1 protein-coding gene is annotated in these 14,231 nt (G+C 63.1%); it reads left to right on the forward strand.

Annotated features, from left to right (window positions below):
- Window positions 1–197 precede the first annotated feature (197 nt).
- Window positions 198–14,231 (forward strand): non-ribosomal peptide synthase/polyketide synthase, encoded by a 14,034-nt coding sequence (locus FW800_RS16145; RefSeq protein ID WP_446437963.1) that lies wholly within the window; start codon window positions 198–200, stop codon window positions 14,229–14,231.

The following is a 14,231-nucleotide window of genomic DNA, read 5'->3' on the forward strand; positions in this document are numbered from 1 at the left end:
TGTAACTAAATGTAGTTGCAAAAAGTGGTGTTCGTCAATGCTAGCTCGGGGGCGTGTGCCTTTCCCGGAATTGATGTAACCCTTGATGACAGCTCGCTCGATGCCACCCATCCCCCCGCTAATTTTTCCCTTCCCGGTTCGTTTTATAGGGACGACGTGCCTTTGTGCTTCCCGCCTATTGCCCCGGATTCGAAGAAATGAATGCTGAAGACTCCTTGAAACTTGCTCGCCGGTTTATCGGGCTGCCCCTGGAAAAACGCCAACTGTTCCTGCAAGCCCTGCAGAAAGAGGGCGTGGATTTTTCCAGGTTTCCGATACCGGCAGGGGTGGAGGTTGAGGATCGCCAGGCGCTTTCCTACGCGCAGCAGCGCATGTGGTTTCTCTGGCAATTGGAACCGGCCAGTGGCGCCTACAATTTGCCTGGCGCGGTGCGCTTGACCGGCGCGCTGAGCCTGCCTGCGATGGAGCAGGCGTTCGCCAGCCTGGTGGCGCGTCACGAAACCCTGCGCACCGTGTTCCAGCGACAGGCCGACGAGCGCTTGACGCAGGTGGCGGTAGAACCGGCGGTGAATGTCGAGCAGTTGGACGTCAGCGCCTTGCCAGCCGCCGAGCGCGAGCAGGCCGTCAGCGACGCCGCTACCCGCCAGTCCCTGTTGCCGTTCGACCTGGAGCACGGCCCGCTGCTGCGTGTGCAACTGCTCAAACTCGCCGATCAAGAGCACGTGCTGCTGCTAACCCTGCATCACATCGTCTCTGATGGTTGGTCGATGAACGTACTGATCGACGAGTTCATTCGTTGCTATGACGCCCATGAGCGCAACGAAGAACCGCAATTGCCGGCGCTGCCGATCCAGTACAGCGACTATGCCCTGTGGCAACGGCGCTGGCTGGAAGCGGGGGAGCAGGCGCGCCAGTTGGAATACTGGCAGGCGCGCCTGGGCGACGAGCATCCGGTACTGGAACTGCCCACCGACCACCCACGCCCGGCGATTCCCAGCCATCAAGGCACGCGGTATAACTTCGCGATTGATCCGGCATTGGCGGTACAACTGCGCAGTTGCGCGCAAAAACACAACGTCACTTTGTTCATGCTGCTGCTGGGCGCGTTCAATGTGCTGCTGCATCGCTATACGGGCCAGGGTGATATCCGCGTCGGCGTGCCGATTGCCAATCGCAACCGCACTGAAGTCGAAGGGCTGATCGGTTTCTTCGTCAACACCCAGGTGTTGCGCACCGAACTGAGCGGGCAAACCCGCGTCACCGAGCTGTTGCAAGGCATCAAGGAACACGCGCTGGGTGCCCAGGCCCATCAGGAATTGCCCTTCGAGCGCCTGGTAGAAGCGCTGAAAATCGAGCGCAACCTGAGTCACACGCCGCTGTTCCAGGTGATGTACAACCACCAGCCGGTCGTCGCCGACATCGCTTCGGTCAGTACCGCGTCCGGCCTGGAGCTGGCCCTGGTGGAATGGCAAGGCCGCACCACGCAGTTCGACCTGACCCTGGACACCTATGAAAAATCCGGCACCCTGCACGCCGCGCTGACCTACGCCAATGACCTGTTTGACGCGCCGACCATCGACCGCATGGCCCAACACTGGATCAGCCTGTTGCAGGCGATGGTGTTGGATGGCGAACAGCGTATCGGCGAATTGTCGATGCTTGATGCCCAAGAACAGCACCGGCTGGTTCACACCTGGAACCAGACTGCCGAGTCATACCCAACCGAACGCGCAATTCATCACCTGATCGAAGACCAGGTTCAGCGCACCCCGGATGCACCGGCACTGGTATTCGGTACAACCACCTTGACCTACGCCCAGCTCGACAGCCGGGCCAACCAGCTGGCCCACGCCTTGTGCGAGCAGGGCGTAGGCCCCGACGTGCTGGTGGGGATCTGTGTCGAGCGTTCCGTCGAAATGGTCATCGGCCTGCTGGCGATTCTCAAGGCCGGTGGCGCCTACGTGCCCCTCGACCCCGAGTATCCCCAGGAACGCCTGGCCTACATGATCGAAGACAGCGGCATTCGGTTGCTGCTCAGCCAGCAAAGCCTGCTGGCCGCGCTGCCGGCTGCCGGAATCCAGGTGATCGCTCTGGATCAGCCGGCGCTGTGGCTCGACGGCTACAGCCACACAGCGCCCGCCGTCGCTATTGATGCACTCAATCTCGCCTATGTGATCTACACCTCCGGCTCCACCGGCAAGCCCAAGGGCGCCGGCAACAGCCATCGAGCGCTGGTCAACCGCTTGAGTTGGATGCAGCAGGCGTACGGCCTGGATGCCGCGGATGCAGTGTTGCAGAAAACCCCGTTCAGCTTCGACGTCTCGGTGTGGGAATTCTTCTGGCCGCTGATGACCGGTGCGCGCCTGGTGGTTGCGGCGCCTGGGGAGCACCGTGAACCGGCACGCCTGATCGAAACCATCGGCCGGCACGCCATCACCACGTTGCACTTCGTGCCGTCGATGCTGCAGGCATTTATCCACGAGCCGGGCGTGCAGGCGTGCACCCGCCTCAAGCGCATTGTGTGCAGCGGCGAAGCCTTGCCTCTGGATGCGCAACTGCAGGTGTTCGCCAAGTTGCCGGGTGCGGCGCTGTACAACCTCTATGGCCCGACCGAAGCGGCCATTGACGTCACCCACTGGACCTGCATCGACGAAGGCGCCGACAGCGTACCCATCGGCCGCCCGATCGCCAACCTCGCCACCTATGTGCTCGACGCCCAACTCAACCCGGTGCCTGACGGTATAGCTGGCGAGCTGTACCTGGGCGGTACTGGCCTGGCGCGCAGTTATCATCGGCGCCCGGCGTTGACCGCCGAACGTTTTGTGCCAAGCCCGTTCGTGACGGGTGAGCGGCTGTATCGTACCGGTGACCGTGTGCGCCAGCGCGCCGATGGTGTGATCGAATACCTCGGCCGTCTCGATCACCAAGTCAAGTTGCGCGGCTTGCGTATCGAACTGGGCGAAATCGAAACCCGCCTGATGCAGCACCCGCAAGTGCGCGAAGCGGTGGTGTTGGTACAAGGTGGCAAACAATTGGTCGCGTACTTGGTGTGTGAAGGCGAGGAGCCGACCGACCTCAAGGCCTGGCTGCTCGGCAGCCTGCCGGAATACATGGTGCCGACCCACTTCGTCACCCTGGCCAAGCTGCCGGTGACCGCCAACGGCAAGCTTGACCGCAAGGCATTGCCACTGCCGGATGCAGCGCTGCAACAGGCGTTTATCGCCCCACAAGGCGACCTGCAAACAGCCCTGGCGGCGATCTGGAGCGATGTGCTCGGCGTTGAACAGGTCGGCCAGGACGATAACTTCTTCGAGCTGGGTGGCGACTCGATCATTTCTATCCAGGTGGTCAGCCGCGCCCGCCGGGCCGGTATCCGACTCAGCCCCCGGGACCTGTTCCAGTACCAAAGCATCCGTAGCCTTTCACGGGTGGCCAGCTTCGACCAAGTCAGCCTGATCGACCAGGGCCAGATCAGTGGCGAGGTGATTCTGACCCCAGTGCAACAGCACTTTTTCGCCCAAGCGATCCCGACACATCATCACTGGAACCAGTCGTTGCTGCTGACCCCGCGAGAGGCGTTGCAGCCCGCGCAGCTGGAAGCGGCCTTGAACCAGCTGATCCAGCATCACGACGTCTTGCGCCTGCGTTTTGTGCAGCAGGCGGATGGCTGGCATCAGAGCCATGCGGCGCCCCTCGCCGAGCCGCTGCTGTGGCAGTCCCACGCCAACATCGACGCCGAGTTGGCAGCGCTGTGTGATGAAGCCCAGCGCAGCCTCGACCTCGAACAAGGCCCGCTGATACGCGCCGCATTGGTGAGCATGGCCGATGGCAGCCAACGCTTGCTGCTGGTGATCCACCACCTGGTCGTCGATGGTGTGTCCTGGCGCATCCTGCTCGAAGACCTGCAACAGGCTTACCGCGAACAGTCGCTGCCGGCGAAAACCAGCGCGTACCAGCATTGGGCGCAGCAACTTCACGACCACGCGCAAACCCTCGACGAACAACTGCCGTACTGGCAGGCGCAATCGGTCGACACCGATCTACCTTGCGACCACCCCGAGGGCGGCCTGCAAAACCGGCTGGGCACCAAACTGGAAACCCGCCTCGACGCCGAGCAGACCCGCCGGTTGCTGCAAGACGCACCGGCGGCCTATCGCACCCAGGTCAACGACCTGCTGCTGACGGCCCTGGCGCGGGTGATCAGCCGCTGGAGCGAACAACCCGCTGCGCTGATCCAGCTCGAAGGCCATGGCCGCGAAGACCTGTTCGACGACATCGACCTGAGCCGCACCGTCGGCTGGTTCACCAGCCTGTTCCCGGTGCGTCTGCACGCCGAAGGCGAGTTATCCGATGCGATCAAATCGGTCAAGGAGCAACTGCGCGCCGTGCCCGACAAGGGCCTGGGTTACGGTCTGCTGCGTTACCTGGGGTCGCCGCAGGCCCGCGAAAGCCTGGCGAACCTCGCCGCACCGCGCATTACGTTCAACTACCTGGGCCAGTTCGACCGTCAGTTCAATGAGTCGGCACTCTTCGTACCGGCCAGTGAAGGCAGCGGCCAAGCCCAGGATCCCGAGGCACCGCTGGCCAACTGGTTGACGGTGGAAGGGCAGGTGTATGGCGGTGAGTTGGCGCTGCAATGGGGCTTCAGTCGCGAGATGTTTGACGTGTCGAGCGTCCAGCGTCTGGCGGATGAATACACCGCTGAACTCAAGGCGTTGATCGAACATTGTTGTGCTGCTCCGGCAGGGCAGGTGACCCCGTCGGATTTTCCGTTGGCACGTCTTACTCAGCAGCAACTGGATGCATTGCCCGTGGCGGGGTCGGCCATTGCCGATCTTTACCCGCTGTCGCCGATGCAGCAGGGCATGTTGTTCCACACGTTGCTTGCGCCCGAGGCCCAGTCTTATATCAACCAGTTGCGCCTCGACATCGAAGGGCTCGACCTATTGGCCTTCGGGCGTGCCTGGCAGGCCGCGCTGGACCGCCATGACACCCTGCGCAGCAGCTTCCATTGGCTGGGCATGGACAGTGCTCACCAGTTGATCCAGCACCAGGTTGACCTGCAACTGCAAGTGATTGAAGACCCGTATGCCGACTTCGACGCCCTGGCCCAGGCTGAACGTGAGCGCGGTTTCGCACTGAATGCCGCGCCGCTGTTTCGCCTGACCCTGGTGCGCGGTGCGGGCGCGGCCTGGCACCTGATTTTTACCAGCCACCACATTCTCATGGATGGCTGGAGCAACGCGCAGTTGCTTGGCGAAGTCATTGCTCACTACGCAGGCCAGGCTGTGCCCGCACCACTGGGGCAATGGCGCGATTATCTGGGCTGGTTGCAACAGCAAGGCTCTGGCGAAGCGTTCTGGAAAGCCGCACTGGCAGCATTGCCGGCGCCAACCTTGCTGTCCCAGGCACTGCGCAAGCCGGTGGACGGGATCGGCATGGCGGACCATCACGTGGCGCTGGACAGCGACGTTACCCGACGTCTCGGCGAGTTTGCGCGCCAGCACAAAGTGACCCTCAATACCGTGTTGCAAGGCGCCTGGGGCCTGCTGTTGCAGCGCTACACAGGCCAGGATTGCGTGGCCTTTGGCGCCACCGTGGCCGGGCGTTCTGCGCCACTGCCAGGGATCGAGCAGCAACTGGGCCTGTTCATCAATACCTTGCCGATCATCAGTGCAGCCTCGCCAGCCCAGTCGGTCGCAAGCTGGCTCGGCGAGTTGCAAGCGCTCAATCTCAGCCTGCGCGACCATGAGCATGTACCGCTCTACGATATCCAGGCCTGGGCCGGCCATCACGGCGCGCTGTTCGATACCTTGCTGGTGTTCGAAAACTTCCCGGTTGCCGAGGCGCTCAAGCAAGGTGCGCCGGCTGGCCTGACCTTCGGTCGCCTGCACAACCATGAACAAACGCACTACCCACTGACCCTGGGCATTGAGCTGGGGGCCAACCTGCGCCTGGAGTTCAGCTACGACCGTTCGCTGTTCAGCGAGCCGCAAGTCGCGCGCCTGAACGCCAACCTGCAACACCTGCTGGCGCAATTGCTCGCAGATGCCCATGTACCCCTTGGTAACCTGCGCCTTCTCGACGCCACCGCACAGCAGAATATGCTCGGTCTCAGCCGGTCGGCCGCGGCTGCCCAGGGTAACGAGCGCGTGCATCAACGCATCGCAGCCCAAGCCCAGGCCACCCCAGACGCCCTGGCTGTGCTGGCCGGTGGCGAAGGCTTGACGTACGCCGAGCTAAACCAGCGGGCCAATCGTCTGGCCCATCGCCTATTGGAGCTTGGTGTCGGTCCCGGACAACGGGTGGGCCTGGCTTCGCGTCGTGGCCCACAGTTGATTGTCAGCCTGTTGGCGGTACTCAAAAGTGGCGCGGCCTACGTACCGCTGGACCCGAAATACCCCGTCGAGCGCCTGGCCTACATGCTCGCCGACAGCCGACTCAACCTGCTGCTCAGCGAAGTGGGTTTGCTCGTCGATCTGCCATTGCCCCAAGGACTGGCACGTGTGGATTTCACCGCCTGCGGTGACGAGCTGGCCGGCTACCCGACGACCAACGTGCCCAACCCTGCCGCCGCTGCTGATCTGGCGTATGTGATCTACACCTCGGGCTCCACCGGTCAGCCCAAAGGTGTGGCCATCGATCATGCCGCCCTCGGTCAATTCTGCGACAGTGCCACGCTGTACAGCCGCTTGAGTGCCGAGGATCGCGTCTTGCAGTTTGCGACCTTCAGTTTCGACGGTTTTGTCGAGCAGTGCTTCCCGCCCTTGTGTGTGGGTGCAGCGTTGATCATGCGCAGTGATGAGCTGTGGGACGCCGGGCAACTGGCGCGGGAGATCGTCGAGCAAGGCGTAACCCTGGCCGACTTGCCGGCGGCCTACTGGTATCTGTTGGCGCAGGAATGTGCAGTGCACTGCCGCTCCCTGGGCAAGCTGCGCCAGGTGCATGTGGGCGGTGAAGCCATGGCGGTGGAGGGTGTACGTGCCTGGCATGCCGCAGGGCTTGGTCATGTGCGCCTGGTCAATACCTACGGGCCGACCGAAGCCACGGTGGTGTCCAGCGTGCATGACTGCCAGTTGACCGATGCCAACGACGCGTACGGCGTACCGATTGGGCAGGCGATTGCGGGGCGTGCGCTGTATGTGCTCGACAGCGGTTTCGAACTGCTAAGCACCGACGGTGTGGGCGAGTTATGCATCGGCGCCGAGGCGGGCTTGGCCCAGTGCTACTTCGATCGCCCGGCGCTCACTGCCGAGCGCTTCTTGCCTGACCCATTTTCCGCCACGCCCGGTGCGCGGCTTTATCGCAGTGGCGACCTGGCCCGGTACAACGCGGCGGGGGCGCTGGAATACGTGGGGCGTATCGACCATCAGGTGAAGATTCGCGGCCTTCGTATCGAAATGGGCGAGATCGAAGCCAGCCTGCAAGCCTTGCCCGACGTGCGTGAAGCGGCAGTGATTGCCCAGCCGAGCGCGATCGGCATGCAGTTGGTGGCGTATGTGGTACCCGCCGATGATCAGCAGTTGGAAGCGCAGGCACTGGCGACACGCTTGCGTCAGGCGTTACCGGATTACATGGTGCCGGGACATTGGGTGGTACTCGATGCCTTGCCGCTCAACAACAATGGCAAGCTCGACCGCCGGGCGCTGCCGGCACCGGATCTGAGCCAGGCGTGCGCCGTGTACGTGGCACCTCAGAGCCCTTTGCAGGTGCAGTTGGCAGCGATCTGGCAAGCGGTCCTGCACGTGGAGCGGGTTGGCCTGGACGACCACTTCTTCGAACGCGGCGGTCACTCGTTGCTGGCGACTCAGGTGATCTCACGGGTGCGTCACGACCTCAAGCTGGACGTGCCGTTGCGGGCCCTGTTCGAACAGCCGACGCTGGCAGCCTTCGCGGCGGCTTGCGCAGGCTTGACGGCCGATACGGCGCCAGCGCTCCAAGCGCTTGGACGTGAGCAGCCGCTGGCGTTGTCCTTTGCTCAGGAGCGTCAATGGTTCCTGTGGCAATTGGACCCGGCCAGCGCGGCTTACCATGTACCGACTGCATTGCACGTGCGCGGTCAACTCGACAGTGCGGCACTTGCACGCGCCGTCCAGGCCCTGGTGCAGCGTCATGAACCGCTGCGCACTACGTTTGTGGAGGCGGGCGAGCACACCTTGCAAGTCGTCCACCCCAGTCTGACCGTGCCGATTGAGCAGCAAGCGATCGACGCCGATGCCATCGAGCACGCCGTCAGCGAAGAAATCCAGCGCCCGTTCGATCTGCTTGACGGCCCATTGATGCGCGTCAAGTTGCTGGTCGTCGCGCCTGAGCACCACGTGCTGGTCATTACCCAGCACCACATCATCTCTGATGGCTGGTCGATGCAGGTCATGATCGACGAGTTGGTAGCGCTGTACCAAGGTGACGCGGGCTTGCCGGCCTTGCCGATCCAGTACGCCGACTATGCCCGTTGGCAGCGGGATTGGATGGCGGCAGGGGAGCAACAACGCCAGCTCGATTACTGGTGCGCCCGTCTGGGTAACGACCATCCGCTGCTGGACTTGCCGCTGGACCATCCGCGCCCAGCGGTGCAGAGCTATCGCGGCGCACGCCGGCAGATCCATCTTGACCGCGTGATGCTGGCTGAGCTCAAGGCCTTGGCCGAACGCCAGGACGTGACCTTGTTCATGCTCCTGCTGGCCTCGTTCCAGACCTTGCTGCACCGCTACAGCGGCCAGTCGCAGGTTCGCGTCGGCGTGCCGATCGCCAACCGTAATCGTCTCGAAACCGAGCGGCTGATGGGCTTCTTCGTCAATACCCAAGTGCTGCAGGCGCAGTTGCACGGGCAGATGCCTTTCGAGCAGTTGCTGGGCCAAGTCAAACGGCGCGCTTTGGAAGCCCAGGCCCATCAGGACCTGCCGTTCGAGCAACTTGTGCAGGTGTTGCAGCCGGAGCGCAGCCTGAGCCATAACCCGCTATTCCAGGTGATGTTCAATCATCAAAGCAGCCTGCGTTCGGGTTCAGTGCAACTGCCTGGCCTGGTGTTGCAGCCAATGGACTGGGCGGGTCACAGCACGCAGTTCGACCTGAACCTGGAAACCGAGGAATCGGCCGACGGCCTCTGGGCGTCCCTGACCTACGCCACCGACTTGTTTGACGCTGCAACCGTGGAACGTCTGGCCGAGCATTGGCAAAACCTGCTGCGCGCGGTCGTGCACGATGCCTCCCAGCCCCTGGATGAACTGGCGATGCTGAGCACGTCGCAATGGCAACAAATGGTGCACGACTGGAACCGCAGCGACACCCCATACCCACACGAACACTGCGTACACCAGCTGTTTGAGGCCCAGGCCGTGGCGCAACCCGACGCCATCGCGCTGCACTTCGACGAGGAGCGCCTGAGCTACGGTGAACTCAACCGCCGCGCCAATCGCCTGGCCCATCGTTTGATCACCATGGGTGTCGGCCCGGACGTGCTGGTGGCAGTGCACGTGGAGCGTTCCCTGGACATGGTGGTCGGCTTGCTCGCGACTCTCAAGGCCGGTGGCGCCTATGTCCCACTCGACCCGCAATTCCCGGCAGAGCGCCTGGCGTTCATGCTCGAAGACAGCCGCGCCCGGGTGCTGCTGACCCAGGCGCACCTGCAAGGGCGCCTGGTGCAGCCGCAAGGCGTGCAGGTGCTGATGGTCGAGGATGTCGGCACGCAGGCATATAACCCGCAGGTTGCCGTTACACCGCAAAATCTGGCCTACGTCATCTACACCTCCGGCTCCACCGGCAAGCCTAAAGGGGTGATGGTAGGCCACCAGGCGCTGTGCAGCTTTACCAGCGGTATGGCCGGCACCTTGGATATTGGCCGGCAGACGCGGCTGTTGTCGCTGACGACTTTCTCGTTCGATATCTTCGCCCTGGAGCTGTACGTGCCGCTGAGTATGGGCGGCACAGTGCTACTGAGCGCCCAGTACATGGCCCTCGACCCTGAGGCGATTCTCGAACTGGCCCAGCGTCAGGCCGCGAGTGTGCTGCAGGCCACGCCATCGAGCTGGCGCATGTTGCTCGATAGCCCGCTCGCCCATTTACTGCGTGGCATAACCTGTCTGTGCGGTGGTGAAGCGCTGCCAGCCGACTTGGCCCAGCGCCTGCTCGAGCTGCAAGGTCCCGTATGGAACCTCTATGGCCCGACGGAAACCACCATCTGGTCAGCGGCTCATCGTCTGCACCAAGCGCAGCCTTTCGTTGGACGGCCGATTGCCAATACCGGGTTGTTTATCCTCAATCCCGGCCTCACGCCATGCCCGCAAGGCGCGTCTGGCGAGCTGCTGATCGGCGGTGTCGGCCTGGCGCGCGGTTACCACAGGCAGCCGGCGCTGACTGCCGAACGCTTCGTGCCCAACCCGTTTGGGGCGCCGGGCGAACGCCTGTACCGCACCGGCGACCTGGCACGCTATCGGGCCGACGGCGTGGTGGAGTACATCGGGCGCGTCGACCATCAGGTCAAGGTCCGTGGTTTCCGGATCGAGCTGGGTGAAATTGAAGCCTGTCTGCGTGAGCACGACGGTGTACGCGAAGCGGTGGTGCTGGCCGATAACGACCGCCTGATCGCCTATCTGGTCAGCTCCGCACCGCAGCCACAGCAGGCGTACAAAGCCGCGCTGCGCGAGCGCCTGCCGGATTACATGGTGCCTGCGCACTGGATGTTCCTCGATAGCCTGCCCTTGACCCCCAACGGCAAGCTCGACCGCAAGGCGCTGCCCAAACCGGAGGTTGGCGATTCACTCAAAGGCCATATAGCACCGGTAACCCTGCGCGAGCAGCAGGTGGCGGCCATCTGGGCCGAAGTGCTGGAGGTGCCGCAGGTCGGCCTCGACGACCACTTCTTCGAGCTGGGTGGCCATTCATTGCTGGCTACGCGTGTGGTGTCGCGGGTTCGCCAGGCCCTGACACTGGAAGTTGCGCTCAAGACCTTGTTCGAACACCCGCTGCTGAGTGATTTCGTTCGGGCCTTGGGCGAGGAGTGCGCTACTGCGCCAGCGTTGCTCAAGGCCGACCGCACGCAGCCTTTGCCGCTGTCCTACGCTCAGGAGCGCCAATGGTTCCTCTGGCAACTGGACCCCACCAGCGCCGCGTACCACATCCCCAGCGCCTTGCGTTTGCAGGGGCCGCTGGACCTGAGTGCACTGCAACGCAGCTTCGACAGCCTGCTGGCGCGCCATGAAAGCTTGCGCACGCATTTTCAGCAACAGGCCACCGGTGCGTTGCAGGTCATTGAGGCCGTTGGCTGCGTCGATATCGACCGGGTCGATAGCGATTACGCTGGCCTCAAGGCGCGGGTCGCCGAAGTGGTCGCCCACCCGTTCGACCTGCTGCGCGGGCCACTGTTGCGGGTCAAGTTGCTGCGTCTGGCCGACGATGATCATGTGCTGGTGCTGGTGCAGCACCACATCGTCTCCGATGGTTGGTCGATGCAACTGATGGTTGAGGAGTTGGTGCAGTTGTATGCCGCCTTCAGCCAGGGTCAAACCCCAAGCCTGCCGATGCTGCCGATCCAGTACGCCGACTACGCCGTATGGCAACGCGACTGGATGGCTGCGGGCGAGCAGGCACGTCAATTGGCCTACTGGCGCGAGCATTTGGGCGGCGAGCAACCGGTGCTGGAATTGCCGTTCGATCACCCGCGCCCGGCACAGCCAAGCCATCGCGGCGCCCGCTTGGGCATAGAGTTGGCCCCCGAGCTGTTGGACGGCTTGCGCAGCCTGGCACGCAGCGCGGGTGTGACGCTGCCGATGGTGCTGCTGGCGTCTTACCAGGCCTTGTTGCATCGCTACAGCGGCCAGGAGGACGTGCGCGTCGGCGTGCCGATTGCCAACCGCAACCGTCTCGAAACCGAGGGTTTGATAGGCTTCTTCGTCAACACCCAAGTGCTCAAGGCCGATATTCATGGCCAGATGAGCGTGGAGCAATTGCTGCGCCAGGTACGCCAGCGCTCTTTGGAGGCTCAGGCGCACCAGGACCTGCCCTTCGAGCAGTTGGTGCAGGCTTTGCAACCGGAGCGCAGCCTGAGCCTGAGCCCGTTGTTCCAAGTAGTGTTCAACCATCGTGTGAGCGGTGCCGACAGCCACCTGAGTCGCCTGACCGACCTGCACGTGGAGGTCCTGGATCTGGATGAGGGCGTGGCCCAGTTCGACCTGGCGCTGGATGTGGAAGAAAGCCCGACCGTGCTGCGCGCCTCCCTGAGTTACGCCACTGACCTGTTCGCTGTGGCGACCATCGAGCGCATGGCCGGGCATTGGCAGAACCTGTTGCGGGCAATGGTTGCCGATCAACAACAGGCTATCGGCCAATTGAAGCTGCTGGGCCAGGAGGAGCAAGAGCAGATCCTTGAACTGTGGAACCAGACCGACGCCGGTTTCTGCGCCGAGCGTCTTGTTCACGAGTTGGTAGCCGACCGTGCCCGGGAAACCCCGGATGCGGTGGCGGTTAAGTTCGATGCGCAAACCCTGAGCTACGCCGAACTGGATCGCCAGGCCAACCGCCTGGCTCATGCCCTGATTGCCCGTGGCGTCGGCCCGGAAGTGCGCGTGGCGATTGCCATGCCGCGTAGCGCCGAGATCATGGTGGCGTTCCTGGCGGTGATGAAAGCCGGTGGCGTATATGTGCCGCTGGATATCGAGTACCCCCGTGATCGCTTGCTGTACATGATGCAGGACAGCCGTGCGCAACTGCTGCTGACCCATAGCCGTGCGTTGCAACAACTGCCGATCCCCGAGGGGCTCACCACCCTGGCGATTGATCGTAGCGAAGAATGGACCGGTTACAGTGATACGGCACCAGACGTGGCGCTGGACGGCGACAACCTCGCCTACGTGATCTACACCTCCGGTTCCACCGGCCTGCCCAAGGGCGTGGCGGTGTCCCATGGGCCGTTGGTGGCGCACATCATCGCCACCGGCGAGCGCTATGAAACCTCGCCGGCCGATTGCGAACTGCACTTCATGTCGTTCGCCTTCGACGGCTCCCACGAAGGCTGGATGCACCCGTTGATCAACGGCGCCAGCGTGTTGATCCGTGATGACAGCCTGTGGTTGCCGGAATACACCTATGAGCAGATGCACCGCCATAACGTGACCATGGCGGTCTTCCCGCCGGTGTACCTGCAACAGTTGGCCGAACATGCCGAGCGCGACGGCAACCCACCGGCGGTACGGGTGTATTGCTTTGGCGGTGATGCCGTTGCTCAAGCCAGCTATGACCTGGCTTGGCGCGCGCTGAAACCCAAGTACCTGTTCAACGGCTACGGCCCTACCGAAACCGTGGTTACGCCGTTGTTGTGGAAAGCGCGCAAGGGCGATCCATGCGGTGCAGTCTACGCACCCATCGGCACCTTGCTCGGCAACCGCAGCGGTTACGTCCTGGATTCGCAACTCAATCTGCAACCCATCGGCGTGGCAGGCGAGTTGTACCTGGGCGGCGAGGGCGTGGCCCGGGGTTACCTGGAGCGCCCGGCACTGACTGCCGAGCGTTTCGTGCCGGACCCATACGGCAAACCGGGCAGCCGTGTGTACCGCAGCGGCGACCTGACCCGTGGGCGTCCGGATGGGGTGGTGGACTACCTGGGGCGTGTCGACCATCAGGTGAAGATCCGCGGTTTCCGTATCGAGTTGGGTGAAATCGAAGCGCGTTTGCGCGAGCAGGTCAGCGTCGGTGAAACCGTGGTAGTGGCTCAGGAGGGCCCGACCGGCAAGCAGTTGGTGGCCTATGTAGTGCCGGCAGATGTCAGCCTGGCAGACCCCGCCGAGTTCCGCGATGCCCTGCGGCGAGCCTTGAAGGCCGACCTGCCGGACTACATGGTGCCCAGCCACTTCGTATTCCTGGCGCAAATGCCGCTGACCCCCAACGGCAAGCTCGACCGCAAGGGGTTGCCATTGCCGGATGCGAGCCAGATGCAGCAACAGTACGTGGCCCCGCAAACCGAGCTTGAACAACAGATCGCTGCGATCTGGGCCGACATCCTGCACCTGCCGCAAGTGGGCCTGAACGACAACTTCTTTGAAGTCGGCGGCCATTCCTTGCTGGCGATCCAGATCACCTCCCGGGTGCAAGCCGAATTGGGCCTTGACGTGCCGCTGATGGAACTGTTCCAGACCGATTCGCTGCGTGCCTACGTGCAGGCGGCAGCCACTTTCCGCGCCGGCAGCGTGGAAGATTTTGATGACCTGCGTGACTTTTTGAGCGAACTAGAGGCGATTTGA

It is taken from the genome of Pseudomonas sp. 910_23, from assembly GCF_052850795.1.